The following is a 19,498-nucleotide window of genomic DNA, read 5'->3' as shown; positions in this document are numbered from 1 at the left end:
TTATTCTAAAGTGTTCTTGCTTTGAAGATTCGAGTACAGGAGAAATTCAGGGGAAGCCCTGTTCAGATATAATAGGCGCTTTTTCTTTTTCGACAGTAAACATCAATTTAATCAATGGAGGGAAACAATACACATGGCTACGAATTTCGTCATTGAAGGTCTGAAAGCGACGATCGAAGGTAAGGAAATCCTGAAAGGCATCAACCTGGAAATGAAAGGTGGAGAAATCCACGCAATCATGGGACCAAACGGAACAGGTAAATCCACTCTGGCTTCTGCGTTGATGGGTCACCCTAAATATGAAGTAACAGACGGTAAAATTACACTTGATGGTGAAGATGTATTGGATATGGCTGTAGATGAGCGCGCACGTGCAGGTCTCTTCCTAGCTATGCAATACCCAAGTGAAATTGCAGGTGTTACAAACTCCGACTTCTTGCGTAGTGCAATTAACGCACGTCGTGGCGAAGGTAACGAGATCTCCCTGATCAAGTTCATTCGTCAAATGGAAGGTAAAATGAAAGAACTCGACATGAACCCTGAGTTCGCTCACCGTTACCTGAACGAAGGTTTCTCCGGTGGTGAGAAAAAACGTAACGAGATTCTGCAAATGATGCTGCTTGATCCGAAAATCGTAGTACTTGATGAAATTGACTCCGGTCTGGACATCGATGCTTTGAAAATCGTGGCTGACGGTGTGAACGCTATGAAGAGCGAAGACCGTGGCTTCCTGATCATCACTCACTACCAACGTCTGTTGAACTACATTACGCCTGACTATGTTCACGTAATGATGCAAGGTCGTATTGTGAAATCCGGCGGACCTGAATTGGCTCACCGTCTGGAAGCGGAAGGGTATGACTGGGTAAAGGCAGAGCTGGGAATTACAGACGAAACTGTAGGCCAAGAAGCGTAAAGACAAAACGGAGGAGGATTAATTAATGACTACACAAACAATTCTTCCGGTTGAATCTGAAGCGCTTCGCGCCTTGTCGGAAAGCAACAATGAACCCGGCTGGTTGACCGAACAGCGGCTTGAAGCTTTAAAGCTTGCGAGCGGGCTTGCGCTTCCTAAACTGGAAAAACAAAAAATCGAACGCTGGAATGTCAGCGAGTACGGAACATATAAAACAAGTGAAGCTATTTCTTCTTTGACAGAAGTACCTGCTTCTATCAAAGATCTGGTTCAGGATCAAGCTGAAGGCAGTCTGGTTATCCAGCGCAATTCCGGTACGGTTTACTCCAAGGTGTCTGCTGATCTGGCAGCAAAAGGAGTTATCTTCACGGATCTGGCTACAGCGGTTCGCGAACATGGCGATCTGGTAAAACAATATCTGAACACAGCAGTGAAAGCGGATGAGCATTCCCTCGCTGCATTGCATGCGGCACTTTGGAATGGCGGGGTCTTCCTGTATGTTCCGAAAAATGTCGAAATCGAAGTACCACTGCAAGCAGTGTTGCTTACGGATGACGCATCTGCAACGTTTGCACCTCACGTGCTTGTTGTTGCAGAAGCAAACAGTTCAGTAACTTATGTTGATAACTATGTATCTGGCGAATTGTCCGCACCTGTTTTCCATAATGGTGTTGTGGAAGTATTCGCAAAATCCGGTGCTAAAGTACGTTTCGCATCGGTTCATCAACTGAGTGTGAATGTAACTGATGTTTCATTCCGTCGTGCAGTGTTGGAGAATGATGCTTCCATCGAGTGGATTGTAGGCGAAATGAACAATGGCGACACAGCAAGCAACACGATGACCGTGCTGAAAGGCAATGGATCAAGTTCTGATTCCAAAGTCATCGCTGTAGGTTCCGGTTCGCAGAAAATCAACTACACCACAGAAGCTCGTCACTTCGGCAAGAATACACCAAGCCAGATGATTACACGTGCAGTTATGCGTGAAGAAGCTTCTGCAATCATCAACGGCATCACGAAGATTGAGAAAGGCGCTACCAAAGCCGATGGACAGCAGACAGAGAAAGTGTTGATGCTGAGCCCTAAAGCACGTGGAGATGCGAACCCAATCCTCCTTATTGATGAAGATGATGTAACAGCAGGTCACGCGGCTTCTGTTGGTCAAGTCAATGCCGAGCAGATTCATTACTTGATGTCGCGCGGAATTAACCGTACGGATGCCGAACGCCTGATCATCTATGGCTTCCTGGCTCCGGTGGTGGCGGATATTCCTCTGGAAGCACTGCGCACCCAATTGCAGTCCCTGATTGAGAAGAAGCTGGGACAATGAACCCGTCCATTCGCGAGCAGTTCCCGATCCTCCACCAGGAAATTAACGGACACCCGCTCGTATATTTAGATAGTGCTGCAACTTCACAGAAGCCTCATGCTGTGATTGAAGCAGTCAAACATTATTATGAGTATGAGAACTCCAACGTACACCGAGGTGTTCATACCCTTGGAAGCCGTGCAACGGACGCTTACGAAGGCGCACGTGAGAAGGTAGCCAAGTTTATCAATGCCCGCCGTACACAGGAGATTATCTTTACTCGCGGGACAACGACAGCCCTCAATCTGGTGGCTTCATCGTACGCCCGCGCCAATTGCAAAGAAGGCGATGAAATTGTTATCACGCAAATGGAGCACCATAGTAATCTGATTCCTTGGCAGCAAGTTGCCAAGGAGACAGGTGCAACATTGAAATACATTCCGCTTCAGCCTGACGGTCATATTGAATTGGCTGATGTTGAGAAGACGATTACGAACAATACTAAAATTGTAGCAATCGCTTATGTATCCAATGTTATGGGTCTGATCCATCCAGTGAAACAAATTGCTGAAATTGCACACCGCAATGGTGCTGTCATCGTTGTTGATGGCGCACAAAGCACACCTCACATGAAGGTGGACGTTCAGGATCTGGACTGTGATTTCTATGCATTATCCGGTCATAAAATGTGCGGACCAACCGGAATCGGTGCACTCTACGGCAAAAAGGCGCTGCTGGAGTCCATGGAACCCATTGAGTTCGGTGGTGAAATGATTGATGATGTGGGTCTGTACGAATCCAACTGGAAAGAGCTTCCCTGGAAGTTCGAAGGTGGAACCCCGATTATCGCAGGTGCGGTAGGGTTGGGAGCTGCCATTGATTTTCTGGAGCAGATTGGTATGGATGAGATCGCACATCATGAAAGTGTGCTGGCAGCTTATGCAACAGAACGACTGGCCGAGATCGATGGGTTAACCATCTATGGCCCAGCCAAGCGGCATGTGGGTGTTGTTACCTTTAATCTGGGGGATGTTCATCCGCATGATGTGGCAACCGTGCTGGATGCGAGTGGAGTAGCCATTCGTGCCGGACACCATTGCTGTCAACCGCTAATGCGCTGGCTTGAAGTTAGCTCAACAGCTCGTGCCAGCTTCTATCTATACAATAACGAACAAGATGTAGATCGGCTTGTCAGCGCCTTAATCCAGACAAAGGAGTATTTTGGCGATGCAACTTGATGATCTGTACAGACGTGTTATAATGGACCACTACAAAAACCCGCGTAACCGCGGAACATTTGATAATGACGCTGTCACGGTGAATTTGAACAATCCAACGTGCGGCGACCGGATTTCACTGCAAATTTTGCTGAAAGACGGAATCGTCCAGGAAGCCAAATATACGGGTGAAGGCTGCTCCATCAGCATGTCCTCTGCATCGATGATGACAGAGGCCGTCAAAGGCAAAACGATGGAACAAGCACTCGATATCGCTAACCGTTTTTCCTCACTGATGAAAGGTGAAGAAGTCGATTTCGACGATTATGAAGATCTCGAAGCCCTATCCGGTGTGAACAAGTTCCCTGCACGCATCAAATGTGCCACTCTGGCCTGGAATGCATTACGCAAAGGGATTGACGAAGAGAACAAAGTACAATAACGATAGGGAGGTAGAGCAAGATGGCTAAAAAAGCACCAGAAATGGAAGATTACAAATATGGTTTTCGCGACGAGCACAAATCCATCTTTCAAACCGGTAAAGGTCTGACTGCAGAAGTGGTTACCGAAATTTCCAAGATTAAGAATGAACCGGAATGGATGTTGGAATTCCGTTTGAAATCTTTGAAACAATTCGAAAAGATGCCAATGCCAAAATGGGGCGGAGATCTAGACGGATTGGATTTCAATGAAATTCAGTATTATGTGCGTGCTTCGGAGAAACAAGGTAAAACATGGGAGGAAGTTCCTTCCGAAATCAAGGAAACTTTTGATAAATTGGGTATCCCTGAAGCAGAGCAAAAGTTCCTTGCAGGTGTATCGGCTCAGTATGAGTCCGAGGTTGTATACCACAACATGCAAAAGGAATTGGAAGACCAAGGTGTAATCTTCATGGATACGGACACGGCTCTCAGAGAGCATCCCGAAATCCTGCGTGAATATTTTGCAACGGTTATTCCACCAGCAGATAATAAATTTGCTGCTTTGAATAGTGCGGTATGGTCCGGAGGAAGCTTTATCTACGTGCCTAAGGGCGTTAAATGTGAAGTACCTCTGCAAGCCTACTTCCGGATTAACTCCGAGAATATGGGACAATTCGAGCGTACACTCATCATTGCGGACGAAGATAGCTTCGTTCACTATGTAGAGGGATGTACAGCTCCAATCTACAGCACGAACTCACTGCACAGTGCGGTTGTTGAGATCATCTGTAAGAAAAATGCTCGTGTTCGTTACACAACGATTCAAAACTGGGCACCAAACATCTACAACCTCGTTACGAAACGTGCGGTTGCTGAAGAAAATGCAACGATGGAATGGGTCGATGGTAACATCGGTTCCAAACTGACGATGAAATATCCAGCGGTTGTACTGAAAGGCCGTGGAGCTAAAGGTTCCGTACTCTCCATCGCTGTAGCTGGTAAAAACCAGCATCAGGATGCAGGTGCGAAAATGATCCACTTGGCTCCGGATACAACATCTACGATTGTTTCCAAATCCATCAGTAAACATGGTGGTAAAGTAACGTACCGTGGTTTGGCTTCCTTTGGGCGTCAAGCTGAGGGCGCGAAATCCAACATCAAGTGTGATACACTCATTCTCGATAATGAGTCCACATCAGATACAATTCCTTACAATGAAATCATGAATGATAACATCATGCTGGAGCATGAAGCTACAGTATCCAAAGTGTCTGAGGATCAACTCTTCTACCTGATGAGCCGTGGTCTGACTGATGCAGAAGCAACACAGATGATTATCATGGGCTTCATTGAGCCATTCACGAAGGAATTGCCAATGGAATACGCCGTTGAGATGAATAGATTGATTAAATTCGAAATGGAAGGTTCCATTGGTTAATCCAATGCAGCGCCTTTCGAAGCCGTAAAGCTGAAGCTAGTTGCTGATGTTAAGCGGTAGATATCGTTTTATGTGATCGAATACCCTCTAGAACAGACTTTCTAAAAAGTCTCTCTAGGGGGTATTTTTATTCAAAAAATCTGGGGATAACAGTGATCAGAAGGTTATTCTGTTATCGGAGTGGCAAGCGGAAATATTCTTTAGTTCAATTTGTATATTTACAAATGAATAGACCAGCGTTATTCTTCCATTAACGAATATTACATATATTTGAATAGATTCTAATATGAGGAGGGTTATGATGCGAAGAAGTATAGTTAAAAAAGGAGCAGCCTTGGTATTGTCTGCTGTTGTTGCCTTTACGAGCTCTCCGTTATTTTTATCAACGGCGAGTGCTGCAGAAGGTGGATCGGTATCGGGTTCATTCAACGTACTTAGTTACAATGTAGGTGGTCTTCCGGACCTGGTATCCAGTTCCAACCCCAAGGAGTACACCGTTCAGATTTCCCCCAAATTAAATGACTATGACATCATTAATGTGCAAGAGGATTTTAATTATCATAATGAGCTGATATCCCAAGTCACTCTGCCGTATTTGACGACAACAAGCGGAATTGCGGGTTTTGGTAGTGGGTTGAACAGTCTGTCCAAATATCCATTCCGTGACTTGAAACGTATTACCTGGGATAAGCGATCTGGTCTTTTTGACAATGGAAGTGATGAATTGACTCCAAAAGGATTTACAGCAGCTACATATGAGATCACACCTCAGGTAAAATTGGACGTGTACAACTTGCATGCGGACGCAGGTAGCGATGATAAATCGCTTGAGGCCAGACGAGATAATATCAGACAACTCTCCAATTACATAAAGGAGCACTCGGACGGGAACGCAGTTATCGTATTTGGGGATACCAATACACGGTACACTCGTGCGGCTGACAATATAGAGTTGCTCATGTCTGAGAATGGTTTAAGAGATCCGTGGATCGATTTGATTCGGGGTGGGAGTATTCCCGCTGATGGAGATGCCCTTATGGATGCAACCAATTTAAACGGACCAAACTATGAGATCGTAGACAAAATTTTGTATCGAGGAAGCAAGGCATTGTCCCTTAATGCACAGAGCTACCGTTTGGAAAATCAAACATTTGTTGACCCGAGTCGGAAGCAACTCTCCGATCATTATCCGATTACAGCGGAATTTGTGTACAGCACATCTTCTCAGTACCAACTAAGTTCAACAATCGGAGGATCTGGAGGAACTGGGTTTAATGATCTGAATCAGATTCCCGATGCCAGACCTAGCTCAGTGGTGCTTAATTCGGGCAACCGTGTAGACGGCATTTCAACGCTGTACAGGGATGGAACGAACCTGGTACATGGTGGTCAATCCAACATTGCCACACTGAACTTGGCAGACGGAGAGTACTTAACCGAGGCAACAATTGGTCAGGGGACACGTAATGGAGATAAACGGATCTTTTACGTGGAGTTGTCCACCAATCTTGGAAATAAAGTTGAAGGCGGACAAAAGACCTCGGATCAAATCAAACTTGAGGCACCAGCAGGGTGGTACATTGCCGGATTTTATGGAAGAGCAGGACAGGAATTGGATCAGCTAGGCGTCATATACAGACCTCTGAATTAGAAGTGAGCAGTGGTTAAAATGAAATAATAATATATACATCTCATAGAGTGTTCATATTAGCACAGCGCCGCTTGGAATATACGTTGGAGAGAGACCATAAGGTTTCCCTAATGATATTCTGAGCGGTATTTTTGTGGAATAAAATAAGACCAATAGCACAAGCCATTTCATAGATTTAAGCATTTAATGATAGAAAAGGATGTGAGTGTATGAGCGTGAACCCTTTCGAGGGATATCGGATTACAAGTTCATTCGGCTATCGAATTCATCCTATTCATGGTGGACAGACATTTCACCGCGGAATTGATCTCGTGACAGAGCCTTGGAATGGCCCCGTCTATGCCTTTATGGAAGGTAGGGTACGTTTTGCTTCCGAAGGAGTTACAGGCTCCGGATTCGGCGGTTACGGGCTTACAGTTGCCCTTCAAGATCATCGTGGCTACTTGCATTGTTATGCTCACCTTTCGCGGATTGCCGTAACCGTTGGGCAGCGGGTGAAGCGAGGCCAGCTTATCGGGAATCAGGGAAGCACGGGTCAGAGTACTGGCCCGCATGTACATTATGAGATTCGTAAAACAAGTACACCATCTTACGGGTATACAGCCAGCGAAGATGGTGTGACGGAACCGGGTGCGTATCTACAGGCCGAATACGGAACTGGATCTCAGGAACAGGAGGCTCCGCCGATGACCACTGAGCAGAAGAAAATGTTTGAAGCCATGCAGAAAACGCTGGAGATTCAAGGGGGATGGATTCAGCAACAGGAGCAACTTTCCAATATGGATTGTCCCGCATGGGCGCAACAAGCATTTGATTATTATCGACCGTTTATTATGAATGATAGAGGTAGTTATGAATTTTGGAGATTACTTGTTATCATGTACCGCAAGGAAAAAGGCATCCAGGTTCATTCGGAGTCCGATATATAGATCCCTGCAAAGAACAGGGAGTAGCAAAAGGCTAACCCACTCAGGTAGATGCAGACAGACAACCATTTATCGAATGTTGCCTGTTCGCCCGGTTCATTCCAACGGAAACGTCATATGTTAGGGTATACCTGATGAAGAGGAGGCAATCACATGAGCGAAGTAGGATATGGCTGTGGTGGCAATGTAGGCGGAGTAGGCGGCGTTGGTGGATACAATATGTTCACAAACACTGGTGCAATCTTGGTACTGTTCATTCTGTTGGTTATCATCACAAAAGCATTCTGTGTGTAATCCAACATGATCGAATCGGAATAGACAAAAGGGAAGCCGATTACGGCTTCCCTTTTGTCATATGCCAACCTATAAGTTGGTTATTTCAGTTACTATGGGGTTCTTCGTATACATGCTGTGTACAATGAATAGTTACTGTACATAAATCTCAACGATAGCAATATCTCTTTCTTTCGCTAAATCGATAAAGGCCGTAGAGGTCTGAACGAGTGGTCGGAAATAATCCGCAGGATTATTCATGACAATGAGTCCCGTCTGACCCGTGGTGAGCAGAACCCTTTTACCGATAAAATTAGGCAGCATGTGCTTGATCAGTTCCTGTGTTGCTTCAGCATTTAACTGACCAAAGCTGAGGCTGTACAGCTCACACAGAACAGAGATCAGTTCCTGTTTGGTCTGGTATACCCGATTCGTCGTCATGGCGCTGTAAACGTCTGCTACAGCAGTTATACGGGCATATGGGTGGATCTCGTCTCCTCGCAGTCCATGAGGATAACCACTTCCATCCTCGCGCTCATGATGTTGAAGTGCAACCATTGCCAGAATTTCATCCTGCGTGGATTCTTTAATGATATCGTACCCATAGAATGTGTGTTTCTTCATTTCGTCAAATTCTTCCGTGGTCAATTTACCAGGTTTATGTAAAATCTCAGAAGGAATCTTGGACTTGCCGATATCATGAAGATATCCTGCTTTGGCTACAGTTAGACATTCCTCGGGGTTGTAACCCATCCAGCCGGCGATATAAAAAGCGAGCATTCCGACTTGCAATGAATGGTTGTACGTATAATCGCTATCCCCGTCAAGCATAAGCAACAAGGAGACAACATCTTTTTGTTTTTCCAACTGTTCTGTTAGGGTAAACAAAATCTCATCGACCTGTGTCTCATCAATAAAACCCTTCTCCATCGCTTGTTGAAATAGAGATTCAGTACCTTTGATCGTATCGTTAAACAAATTAGTTAACAGACGGGTTTGATCGGAAGGTAAGGTTTGTGCATCAGAGTGTAGGTCGGATGGTGTGTGTTCTACATCTGCGTACTCGATTCCATGTTGCAACAGTTTGGATAGGTCATCTTCACTGAGGGTGGAACCTTTCATCAGCATGTGGAGACCCGAACTGTTGTATACATCATTTTGTAACAGGTCACCCGGTTTAAGATCAGTAACATGCACTCTCACGTATAAACCACCTTTTCTCGACTAATATCGACACATATAATTATAATAACAAGAAAAAAATGGGTTGACAACGACTTATTTACTATTAACCCACTCTGTCTAAAAAGGTGTAAAGGCTCATTGTTTAGTTCTCCATGGGGTTCCATGGTCCTAATTGATGCCCCTTCCATTCAGATCCATCTTCCCAAATTTCCTTTTTCCAGATCGGAACGGTCTGTTTCAGTCTCTCTATGGCGTAACGGCTTGCATCATAACAGTCGTTGCGATGAGGCGAGGAAACAGCAATGACTACACTAATCTCTGCCACATCTACTTTGCCGATTCGGTGACTGATTGCACATAACACACCAGGCCAGCGATCGGAGATTTCCACACCAATGGCTGCCATCTGAGAAAGAGCCATCGGCACATAGGCCTCGTATTCAAGATGAACGGTGCGCTGTTCACCGGTCATTTCACGAGTTGTACCTACAAAAGTAAGAGCTGCCCCGTGATTCGGGGTAATCACTAGCGCCGTTGTTGCTTCCACGGACAAAGTGGATTCTGTAATTAGAAATAAGCCATCTTCAGTCCGATGCTCTGGAACGGTAGAGCGAAGCTGTTCATCGGATATATCCGTACCATCGCCTCCAGAGACGGGAGGGATCAACGCAAGTTCATCTTCTGAGCTAAGTATAGTATCGGCAGGAGCGTACTGCTGGTTAACTGCCAAAAAGGATGTCCTTATCTGAGAAGCTGCCTCTGGGTAGGCCAGACTCAGTTTTTCTTTTAAATCGGCAGCGGTTGGAATATCTCCAATGTACTCAAACTCCAGAAGGGATGTATTTAAACGTTCTGCAATGCCTGCAAATAGTTGAATTGTCAATTTCATAGATATGACTCACCTCTTTTTGATCTCTAAACCCTATAAATATATCATAACGACGCGGAAAATGTTATGCTTATCCATTAGAAGAATGAACGTTTATTGAAGAGCAGGGGAGGCGGTGTGATGAGCACCAGGGAGAAGCAAAAGTTAACGATTCTGCACACCAACGACATTCATAGCCACTTCGGCTCCATGAGCACCATCGCCGCTATGATCAATGAGGAACGTGACCAAGGTGGCAACTTCCTTGTATTGGATATCGGCGATCATATGGACCGGATGGCCGTTGAAACAGAGGGAACACTGGGTACGGCTAATGTTGATGTTATTAACCTGACGGGCTACGATGCCATTACAATCGGTAACAACGAAGGACTAACCTTTACGCCAGCTCAGCTCTCACAGTCCTACGCTGGACTTCTGTGTCCTGTGGTATGCAGCAATGTTGTGGAGCAAGATACTGGACTTGCGCCAGTGTGGATGAAACCTTCTCTTATTGTGGAGAAAGGTCCATTTCGCGTTGGTCTGCTGGGGGCAACGGCCCCTTTTACCACGTTTTACGAATTGCTCGGGTGGGATGTTCTGGACCCTGTGGAGTCATTAAGAGCTCAAGTGGAAGCATTACGTGATGAAGTAGATGTTGTGGTTATTCTTTCTCATCTGGGGCTTTCGACAGATCGGAGACTGGCGGAGCAGATTACTGGAATTGATGTTATTCTCGGTGGACATACCCATCATGTTCTCGAAGAACCTTTAGTCATTGGTCAGACCGTGCTGGGCGCAGCTGGAAAATTTGGCCAATGGCTTGGGAAAGTGGTTCTGGAACGAATAAGTGTGGGAGAACCTCTCCATCTGGTAAGTAGCGGTTGTATGGCTGCCAAGAGTATATTACTGGATGATCAGGTCGCGCTGGCAATCGCTACGAATCGTACGGAGGCCGAAAGGACACTCAATCAGACGGCAGTGATAACGGATCGGGTGCTGCCCATCACGTATGACCGGGAGTCCCCGTTTGCAACCTTGCTTGCACAAGCTGTACGTCATTTCACGGGGGCACAGCTGTCTCTGGTGAATGCAGGTCAGCTTCTAGGAGATCTTCCACAAGGTAATATTACAAAAGGAATGTTGCATTCCCTATGTCCATCTCCTATAAATGCTTGTACAATATGCTTGAGTGGAAGTTATATTCGTGAAGCACTTGAGCAGTCCTTGTTGGACGAGTTTTCAGGTAAGCCCATTGTGGGATTTGGTTTTCGTGGTCATATTCTAGGCACGTTATGTATGGACGGAATAGAAGTTCAATACAACCCAGATGCGCCAGCCTATGAGAAGATCCAGACCATATCCATCAATGGGGAGCCTATGGACGAACAATGTGAGTATATCGTTGGGACACTGGACATGTTTACGTTCAATGTGGGGTATCCTCCTCTTGCTCATGGAACCCGTACGCTCTATCATCTTCCGGAATTCATACGCGATTTGCTGGAAACGGAAATAAAACGACCAGGGGCTCTGGACGACAGCCTGCGAGCCCGCTGGCATCAAAGCTAAATTTAAAGTACTTGCCTTCTGCTGAAGCGGCGGCTAGTGGTAATTACATCTACGGAGCGGGAGAGGATAGGCTGTGCGTTTAGTACATATAAACTTATTGCAGCCTGGCATGAAGCTGGGGAAACGTATTTATAGTGAAGAAGGCCTTGTATTACTTAGTGAGGATGTAGAGCTAACCAGTCGATTGATTGGACGCCTTAAGGATCTCGGAGTCGGTTATGTGTATATTAAAGATGCTGCGACAGAGGACATCATTGTTCCTGAAATGTTGCAGGAAGAGACCCGAAGGAAAGCACTGGTCGAGATTAAACAGCAATTTCAGAGCATGTCAGGACTGAAAACCAAAAATCGGATTCCTCATTTCGGTAAAGCGCTTAGTGGTGTGATGAATGCGATTCTGGAAGACATCGGCAGTCAGAAGGAAGCCATGATTATGCTGATGGACATGAACTCCAGTGATTTTGACCTGTATAATCATTCGCTGAATGTATGTGTGTATACACTGGTTCTTGGTGTCGCTTCGGGTTACACACGCCAGCAATTAATGGAGATTGGTCTGGGTGCCTTATTGCATGATATTGGCAAGACACAGATTGCACCAGAAATTCTGCATAAGCCTTCCAGATTAAGTGACGAGGAATTCAAAATCATTCAGCAGCACACTACATATGGACATCGTATTCTCAAAGACGAACCAGGTATACCGCTTCTATCTGCACATTGTGCATTGCAGCACCATGAGCGAATTGATGGCAGCGGATATCCCTTTGGGCTGAAGGATAAAGAGATTCATGAGTATGCCAAGTGGATTGCTCTTGCTGATTCGTATGATGCCATGACAACGAATCGAGTCTACAAGCAAGCCTTGCTGCCACATCAGGCCGTAGAGGTGCTGTATACGGGCTCAGGAACGCTTTATGAACAACGAATGCTGGAGAGATTCAGGGATTGTGTAGCGATCTACCCCGTGGGTCTATCGGTCACGCTCAGTACGGGAGAGGTTGGGGTAGTTGCAGCGATTCATCCACGTGTTCCTCAACGTCCACTTATCCGGGTGCTCAAGGATGCCGACGGCCAGACCTTATCTTCGCCCTACGAAATTAACCTGTCTACAGCACTGTCTGTGATGATCACAGGTGTAGAGGGTCTGGAGGATACACCTTCATCTGCCCAAAGTGAACGGTTGGAAAGCTGAACAAGCTTAGAAATGATTAGCGCTCATGTCGTAATATCGGGGCCGTTTCGTGATTCGGCCCGGAGTTACCTGAGTGTTTTTTGTCATGTAATGGACAGGGTCTACGTATGCCGGAGCATTCAAAATTGTGCTATGATAAAAGACAACTCCAAAAAGAGAAACACAAGGTATGATGTAAATAAAACTTTTTAGGTTAATAAAAGGAATAAGGTGAAGAACAATGACCATGCTAAACTCAGGATCGGTACAACCGATGCCTTTATCGCCAACGAATGATCCGTGGGATCCGATTGGCTCTCTGCGTACATATGGACGCCATGTGTTGACCAGTGTAGAAATGACTGTGACACATCTGTGCAACATGCGGTGTGAGCACTGTGCCGTAGGAGATATGCTTACGATGCGTGAAGCGCCGGCTCTTCCATTACCGCTGATGCTGAAACGATTGGATGAAGTGGAGCATCTGCAGACGATTAGTCTGACGGGTGGCGAGCCAAGCTTTAGCCAGAAAACAGTGGATGAGATGATCATCCCGCTGCTCAAATATGCCAAGGAACGTGGAATTCGTTCCCAGATCAATTCGAATTTAACGCTGGATATCAGCCGATATGAGCAACTTTTGCCGTATCTGGACGTTATGCATATCTCATTCAACTACCTGAATGCTGACGATTTCCATCAAGTCGGATTTGCGAATAGTGGCAGACCTGTGAAACGTGAAGTCGCGGTGAAGATGTATGAGAAAATGATTGAAAATTCCCGCAAATTAAGTGAAGCAGGCATGTTTATCTCTGCCGAGTCCATGATTAACTTCCGTACACACGACAAGCTGGATGGTATTCATCAATTGATTCGTGAGATGGGCTGTGTTCGTCACGAAGTGCATCCAATGTATAATTCGAACTTTGCTTCGTCGTTGCCCGTGTTATCACTGGACCATATGAGAGCAGCGATACATCGTTTGCTTGATGCACGTGACAAAGATATGTGGATGCTCTTTGGTACTCTTCCATTCTTCGCGTGCAGTGCTGCAGAGCAGGATCGAGAACTGATCAATCGACTATACAGCGAACCAAATGTGACGGTGCGTAATGATCCGGACGGACGCAACCGCGTTAACGTGAACATGTTTACGGGCAATGTATATGTGACGGATTTTGCGGACATCCCGGCGTTTGGCAACATTCGTGATCGTAAACTGGATGATGTGTTCCATGAATGGTCAGCTGAACATCCGTTGAATCAAACGGTCAATTGCCATTGCGATATCGCATCCTGTTGCGGACCAAACCTGCTGGTGGCAGATATGTATTACAAGGGTGTGGATTTCAAATCGAGAAAGGCAATCACACGTTGATATTCCAGGTGTATTCCTGAAATAGATAGAAAAGGGGAGTTTCAACTTGGATATTCATACCGAATTTCATCTTGGGCAGCTGGTATTTAATCTGGTCTGTGTCTTTTTGCTCGTATTTTTGAATGGCGTATTTGTCGCAGCGGAATTTTCGCTTGTGAAAGTAAGGCAGACACGCTTAACTCAATTGCAGAGTGAAGGAAATCGTATGGCGGGTTATGCACTGAAGGTGAATAGTAAACTGGATTCCTATCTATCGGCAACTCAGTTCGGGATTACGCTGACATCGCTTGGACTCGGGTGGCTGGGAGAACCGGCCATCTCCGAATTGCTCGTTGAGCCACTCATGTTTAAACTTGGTGTAGGAGATACAGGGCTTATTTCGACCGTGTCGGTCATTATCGGTTTTTGTATCATTACGTTTCTGCATATTGTGCTGGGTGAGCTTGCACCTAAATCGTTGGCAATTCAAAAAACAGACGGAGTGGCATTATTTTTATCTGCGCCCTTGCTGTTGTTCTACAAAATCTTCTTCCCGTTCATCTGGGTACTGAATGTATCGGCCAATGCATTGCTGCGTCTGGCGGGTATCGAACCTGCCAGTGAAGGCGAAGCTCACTCGGAAGATGAACTTCGTATTCTGATGAAGCAGAGTGCCAAAAGTGGTGTCATCGATAAAGATGAGATCAAACTGATGGACAACATCTTTGATTTCTCCGATATGTTGGCACGTGAAGTGATGCTGCCACGCACAGACATGGATTGTCTGTACACACATATGTCTTTGGAAGAGAACCTGGAGATCATTAATGCAACCAAACATTCCCGTTATCCCGTAGCAGTAGAAGACAAGGATGAGATCATTGGATTTATACACATCACCGATCTGTTGCTGGCTAAACCGGAGCAACAACATGATCTGGCTTCACTTGTCCGTCCAATCTTAAACGTTCCTGAATCGATGGAAATCAGCCATGTACTGCGTCTCATGCAGAAGAAACATTCACAGATGACGCTGGTTGTGGATGAATATGGTGGCACAGCGGGACTACTGACTGCGGAAGAAATTCTGGAAGAGATTGTTGGAGACTTGTATGACGAGTTTGAGGATGAGCGTCCGCATATGGAACGCAGTGGAGATTCATTCTCCATTGATGGTCGTTCGCTTATTGAAGAAGTTCATAAGTGGACTGGAGCCATCATTGAGGATGAAGAAGTGGATACCATCGGCGGATGGTTGTTTAAAGAGCTTGGGGGCAATCCATCCAAGGGGAAAACGCAGGAGCTGAATGGGTACGTTTTTGAAGTGGAAGAATCGACTCGTTTGCGAATTACCCGTGTTCGAGTGTACAAGCAATCTGTCCCTCAAGACATGAATTCGGAAGAAAAACCAGCAGAATAGAACTCGTTGCAGGAGTAAGATAAGACGAGCAAAAGTATAAAATGATGCAGATTACGAAGATCTGCCAGGATGTAAGACCTTTGGACGTTACCTGAAAGGGGAACGAACCGAAGGTCTTTTTTTATTTTAAAGAAGAATTTGGAGAAATTCTGCACATAGTTGAAACGAATTTCGGATTAACTTCGGGGACAGCGTCATATGGATATAGAGACGGGAAGCGGGAAAGAACTCAGTGTTATTCAATATGCACCAACGATGTAATAAGGAGGCGTTGTTTTGTGAAAGATCCGCAGCTTCGTGCTTACGCCCCTTTTGTGGGGCCGTTTGATCCTTGTCCGCCGGTAGCGATTCGGACGTATCTGGTACCTCCGCAGTTATTTATTCCATTTCAGCCCATGGGCTGGCCGCAGTACAGCCCGGCGGAAGCGTTGAGATTGGGAACCTTATGGCCTGCATTATACAGCCCTTATACACCAGCTAGATCAAAGGGAAGGAAGGTGGAAGTGGATGGAACCTGAAGTGCCGAAACCCTGTGACGCTAAATACTACGAATTGCTTGAAGAACTTCAGGCGCTGGATTTCGTGTTGGTGGAACTGAATCTGTACCTGGACACCCATCCGGGAGACTTCCAAAGCATTGAGCAGTACAACAAGTTCAGCCAGGAGCGAATGAGGGTAGCCCATGAATTTCAGCAGTTGTACGGACCGTTGATGAACTTTGGGCATGCTTTCTCCAAGTATCCTTGGGAATGGTCTCAGACACCCTGGCCATGGCAAGTGTGACACATCAGCCTCAGGCTTCCTTGCAGGACTTTAGGGACAGGAAGCCCGAGGGTTAGAAGAAGGGCTGTATTTTAATAACGTAGAGGGAGGCGTCTTACATGTGGGTGTATGAGAAAAAACTGCAATATCCCGTAAGGGTTAGTAAATGTGATCCTCGTATGGCGAAATTGCTGATGGAACAATATGGCGGTGCCGATGGGGAGTTGGCCGCTGCCCTTCGATATCTGAATCAGCGTTATACGATTCCAGACAAGATTATCGGTCTGCTGACGGATATTGCTACAGAGGAATTTTCTCATCTGGAGATGATTGCCACCATGATCTACAAGTTGACCAAGGACGCGTCGGTGAATCAATTGGAAGAAGCGGGACTTGGGCCGAACTATGCTCAACGCGATTCTGCCTTGTTTTATACCAATTCCTCCGGTGTACCCTTTACAGCTGCCTACATTGCTGCAAAGGGTGATCCAATTGCGGATCTGTACGAGGACATTGCAGCAGAAGAGAAAGCCCGGGCTACATATCAATGGTTGATCGACCTGACCGATGACGTGGATCTGCAGGATAGTCTGAAGTTTCTGCGGGAACGGGAGATTGTGCATTCTCTAAGATTCCGCGAAGCCGTGGAGATTCTGAAAGACGATCGGGATACGAAGAAAATTTTCTGAATATTTGATATCGAGGCAGAAGTTCAGCAGTCCAGTAGGGCTGCTTTTTTGTATGAAAAGATAGTATTACTAAATAATTCATTTTAAAATAAAATTACATATAATTATATAATTTACAAATATTGTTGTTAAATGTACTCGCATACTATACAATGAAATGGTAGTTAAAAACTCTATTTAGGAGATGATCATTTTGAGACTTAGTAAAGTTCTTATTTTGACTGCATGTTCCTTTATTCTGACTACTTCCATTTCAAGTGCAGGCGTGTCCGCGGCAAATATTCAACCCAATACCAGTACAAGTGTATCAGACGTAGTATCTGCTAGGCTTGAAAGTAAACCTTTTTCTGTAGTGCATTATTACCCTGTAGGTTTTGGAGTACCGAAATATCTTACGGACTATATTACGCCAGATGGCTATGTAGGAACCTTGGTGTTGGTTAGTTATCATACTGTGGATGGAATTGTTGCTGCAAGATACGAAGGGACCGTTTACAGATAATCAGAAATGGTAGATTAAACCTTCCAGTATTTAAGTTCTTATAACAACGCATTTATAATAAAATTGAAAGTAGCAGTTCCAAGATAAAATAATTTGGACTGCTACTTTTCACTTTTAAATCATATTTATTGTGTAATAATATGTAAGTGGTACTTTTCACAATTATAGATGTTTAATCTCCAATGATAAGGGAGAAAAAGGAAAAAATAAAACCATCCCCGGTATACTACTGGGATGGTTTTATTGGATTTTGAAGTGTATACCTAATATTCAACTACCATGGCAACATTTTGCCATCCGGCTCCAACGGTCCAGAACAACACTTTGTCACCACGCTGAATCTGACCGGTTGTAACCGCTCGATGTAATGCGATGAACGGACTGCTGGTTGAGGTGTATCCGAACTCATCTCCGATATAGACGGCAATATCATCACCAATGCCGACGTTCTCGGATACAGCCCGAATGTTACTAATGGATAGTTGGGAGAAGCAGGCCGCTCTGATCTCATCTGGAGCAATCTCGTTACGTATCAGCAAGGTACGAATGGACTCTGAAGCAGCATCCACACAGATGGAATCATCAAATGGGATGAATTTCACATGAAAGGCACCCGCATCTACACCCGTTTTGCCCAGCTTTGCCAAGCCTTGTGCAGGAAAAAGAGAATTACCATACACGCAGGTATCCGTCTGATAGATTGAATCAATGAAACCGACAGCATGTTCATCCCGCTCTACAATAACCGCCGCTGCTGCATCACCGAAATTGGCGAAGTATACGGGATCATCGGGACTGGCGTGAGGAGCCACGTAATCAGAGCCGATGATTAATGCGCGGCGAATTCGAGGATTGCCCAGCATCTGCCGGCTAACTTGTTCGAAAGCAGCAGTCATACCCGCGCAGTTGGCGTTGCTGTCAATACAGATCGTGTGAGAAGCTCCGTTAATCAGGCGATGGATCATCAGGGAATTCGTAGGAAAGATGTATTCTGGCGTTTGGCTTGCATAAGCAATCAGATCAATATCTGCACCGGTGAGTCCGGTTTTCTCCAGTAGGTTACTGGCTGCCTCATAGGCCATGCTTAGTGAATTTTCGTCATCCTTGTCAATTTTATAACGTGTATCACGACCAAGTGCCTGTAACAATCCACGAATATCTACACCTCTTGCATCAAAATGTTCAATATAAAAATCATTGTGCACCTTGGTTGCTGGATGATAGATATCGATATCTACAATACGAATTCCGGCCATCTTCATTCTCCTCTTGAGCGGAAGGGTGAATTCACAGCTTGTCCGCCTGGTTTATTAAGTGGTAACGGTAGATATGATTTCGAGATTGTCCAGACCGACTGATCGGCCGAGCCGGGACAATTGCATTTTTAGAATCGCGTTGTTCTCGAGGGTCAACACGACTTTTTTATATTCATCTTTTTTGAACAATTGAAGGCAGCCTTCCAGAAGAGGAACAATCTCCGGAGCAGTAACATTCAACTTTTTGCAATCGATGTTCAGGTCATACTCCTTGGTGTTAATAGAAGCGATCGTATCCTGATAGGCCGAGATGGAACGCAAACCGTCTTCTTGAGAGAAAGAACCCTCCAGTTCAATGTTTAACACCTTGTTTGGAACGTCAGTCTTCAGAATGAAATTTCCCATGTTTGATCTCTCTCCTTTAAATGAGTTAAGGCTATCCTGTTAGTGGATACACAGCCCCATAGGGCCTCTGCTGAAAGCTTCTAAGATGAGAGCTGGTTCGAAGGATAATTTAACCATATTATAAAGGTAGGAATGTAAAAAGATCAATAAAAAAGT

Annotated in this window: 20 protein-coding genes; 16 read left to right on the top strand and 4 right to left on the bottom strand. The window is 45.3% G+C overall.

The features are described from left to right. The first annotated feature begins 133 nt into the window (after nucleotides 1–133). The 8 genes from sufC to C170_RS31150 all read left to right on the top strand — a co-directional run bounded on the left by sufC (nucleotide 134) and on the right by C170_RS31150 (nucleotide 8,173). The gene (gene sufC, locus C170_RS12685) at nucleotides 134–916 is read left to right on the top strand and encodes a Fe-S cluster assembly ATPase SufC (RefSeq protein ID WP_036609931.1); all 783 of its coding nucleotides are present in this window, start codon (nucleotides 134–136) and stop codon (nucleotides 914–916) included. 25 nt (nucleotides 917–941) lie between these two features. Next, on the top strand, nucleotides 942–2,246 hold the full coding sequence (sufD, locus tag C170_RS12680) for a Fe-S cluster assembly protein SufD (protein WP_036609929.1): 1,305 nt from the start codon (nucleotides 942–944) through the stop codon (nucleotides 2,244–2,246). After that, entirely contained in the window at nucleotides 2,243–3,463 is a 1,221-nt protein-coding gene (locus C170_RS12675; protein ID WP_017689538.1) for a cysteine desulfurase, read from the top strand. The genes sufD and C170_RS12675 overlap by 4 nt, the downstream gene beginning before the upstream one ends. After that, a complete protein-coding gene (gene sufU, locus C170_RS12670; protein WP_017689537.1) occupies nucleotides 3,453–3,884 on the top strand; it encodes a Fe-S cluster assembly sulfur transfer protein SufU in 432 nt (143 codons plus the stop codon). Before C170_RS12675 ends, sufU begins: the two co-directional genes overlap by 11 nt. A gap of 20 nt (nucleotides 3,885–3,904) precedes the next feature. Beyond that, nucleotides 3,905–5,302, top strand: coding sequence for a Fe-S cluster assembly protein SufB (gene sufB / locus C170_RS12665; protein WP_036609927.1), 1,398 nt, complete (start codon nucleotides 3,905–3,907; stop codon nucleotides 5,300–5,302). Between the two features lie 301 nt (nucleotides 5,303–5,603). Beyond that, nucleotides 5,604–6,953 carry a jacalin-like lectin gene (locus tag C170_RS12660; protein WP_200868500.1) on the top strand — a complete coding sequence of 450 codons (1,350 nt, stop codon included), beginning with the start codon at nucleotides 5,604–5,606 and terminating at the stop codon, nucleotides 6,951–6,953. Between the two features lie 209 nt (nucleotides 6,954–7,162). Beyond that, nucleotides 7,163–7,882 carry a M23 family metallopeptidase gene (locus C170_RS30035; RefSeq protein ID WP_051447143.1) on the top strand — a complete coding sequence of 240 codons (720 nt, stop codon included), beginning with the start codon at nucleotides 7,163–7,165 and terminating at the stop codon, nucleotides 7,880–7,882. 150 nt (nucleotides 7,883–8,032) lie between these two features. Beyond that, nucleotides 8,033–8,173, top strand: coding sequence for a hypothetical protein (locus C170_RS31150; protein ID WP_017689533.1), 141 nt, complete (start codon nucleotides 8,033–8,035; stop codon nucleotides 8,171–8,173). Between the two features lie 132 nt (nucleotides 8,174–8,305). Here C170_RS31150 and C170_RS12650 read toward each other — a convergent pair whose 3' ends face one another. Together C170_RS12650 and C170_RS12645 are read right to left on the bottom strand one after the other, a co-directional pair. Beyond that, nucleotides 8,306–9,355, bottom strand: a complete 1,050-nt coding sequence (locus C170_RS12650; protein ID WP_036609925.1) for an HD-GYP domain-containing protein — start codon at nucleotides 9,353–9,355, stop codon at nucleotides 8,306–8,308. Between the two features lie 124 nt (nucleotides 9,356–9,479). Beyond that, nucleotides 9,480–10,226: a molybdenum cofactor biosynthesis protein gene (locus tag C170_RS12645; protein WP_036609923.1), complete on the bottom strand. Its 747-nt coding sequence runs from the start codon at nucleotides 10,224–10,226 to the stop codon at nucleotides 9,480–9,482. Between the two features lie 120 nt (nucleotides 10,227–10,346). Between C170_RS12645 and C170_RS12640 the strand changes: the two genes are divergently transcribed. The 8 genes from C170_RS12640 to C170_RS12605 all read left to right on the top strand — a co-directional run bounded on the left by C170_RS12640 (nucleotide 10,347) and on the right by C170_RS12605 (nucleotide 17,681). Continuing rightward, the gene (locus tag C170_RS12640; protein WP_036609921.1) at nucleotides 10,347–11,777 is read left to right on the top strand and encodes a bifunctional metallophosphatase/5'-nucleotidase; all 1,431 of its coding nucleotides are present in this window, start codon (nucleotides 10,347–10,349) and stop codon (nucleotides 11,775–11,777) included. Nucleotides 11,778–11,850: 73 nt separating this feature from the next. Beyond that, nucleotides 11,851–12,972: an HD-GYP domain-containing protein gene (locus C170_RS12635; RefSeq protein WP_036609917.1), complete on the top strand. Its 1,122-nt coding sequence runs from the start codon at nucleotides 11,851–11,853 to the stop codon at nucleotides 12,970–12,972. A gap of 220 nt (nucleotides 12,973–13,192) precedes the next feature. Then, nucleotides 13,193–14,329, top strand: coding sequence for a radical SAM/CxCxxxxC motif protein YfkAB (gene yfkAB / locus C170_RS12630; RefSeq protein WP_155985059.1), 1,137 nt, complete (start codon nucleotides 13,193–13,195; stop codon nucleotides 14,327–14,329). Nucleotides 14,330–14,375: 46 nt separating this feature from the next. Further along, complete coding sequence (locus tag C170_RS12625; RefSeq protein WP_036609914.1) at nucleotides 14,376–15,728, top strand: hemolysin family protein; 1,353 nt, start codon at nucleotides 14,376–14,378, stop codon at nucleotides 15,726–15,728. 278 nt (nucleotides 15,729–16,006) lie between these two features. After that, nucleotides 16,007–16,246, top strand: coding sequence for a spore coat associated protein CotJA (locus C170_RS12620; RefSeq protein WP_036609912.1), 240 nt, complete (start codon nucleotides 16,007–16,009; stop codon nucleotides 16,244–16,246). Then, a complete protein-coding gene (locus C170_RS12615) occupies nucleotides 16,236–16,511 on the top strand; it encodes a spore coat protein CotJB (protein ID WP_036609910.1) in 276 nt (91 codons plus the stop codon). The genes C170_RS12620 and C170_RS12615 overlap by 11 nt, the downstream gene beginning before the upstream one ends. Before the next feature lie 98 nt (nucleotides 16,512–16,609). Continuing rightward, on the top strand, nucleotides 16,610–17,179 hold the full coding sequence (locus C170_RS12610; RefSeq protein ID WP_036609908.1) for a manganese catalase family protein: 570 nt from the start codon (nucleotides 16,610–16,612) through the stop codon (nucleotides 17,177–17,179). 193 nt (nucleotides 17,180–17,372) lie between these two features. Beyond that, nucleotides 17,373–17,681, top strand: a complete 309-nt coding sequence (locus C170_RS12605; protein WP_036609906.1) for a hypothetical protein — start codon at nucleotides 17,373–17,375, stop codon at nucleotides 17,679–17,681. Between the two features lie 263 nt (nucleotides 17,682–17,944). Here the strand turns inward: C170_RS12605 and C170_RS12600 are convergent, their stop codons facing one another. Continuing rightward, complete coding sequence (locus C170_RS12600) at nucleotides 17,945–18,937, bottom strand: 3-oxoacyl-[acyl-carrier-protein] synthase III C-terminal domain-containing protein (RefSeq protein ID WP_036609905.1); 993 nt, start codon at nucleotides 18,935–18,937, stop codon at nucleotides 17,945–17,947. A 54-nt stretch (nucleotides 18,938–18,991) separates the two neighbouring features. After that, the gene (locus tag C170_RS12595) at nucleotides 18,992–19,342 is read right to left on the bottom strand and encodes a hypothetical protein (RefSeq protein WP_036609902.1); all 351 of its coding nucleotides are present in this window, start codon (nucleotides 19,340–19,342) and stop codon (nucleotides 18,992–18,994) included. Between the last annotated feature and the right edge of the window lie 156 nt (nucleotides 19,343–19,498).

Source organism: Paenibacillus sp. FSL H7-689 (genome assembly GCF_000517905.1).
GTDB classification, from domain to species: Bacteria; Bacillota; Bacilli; order Paenibacillales; family Paenibacillaceae; genus Paenibacillus; species Paenibacillus amylolyticus.
The sequence above is the reverse complement of the archived record's forward strand: the minus strand, read 5'-3'. Positions and strand labels throughout refer to the sequence as shown.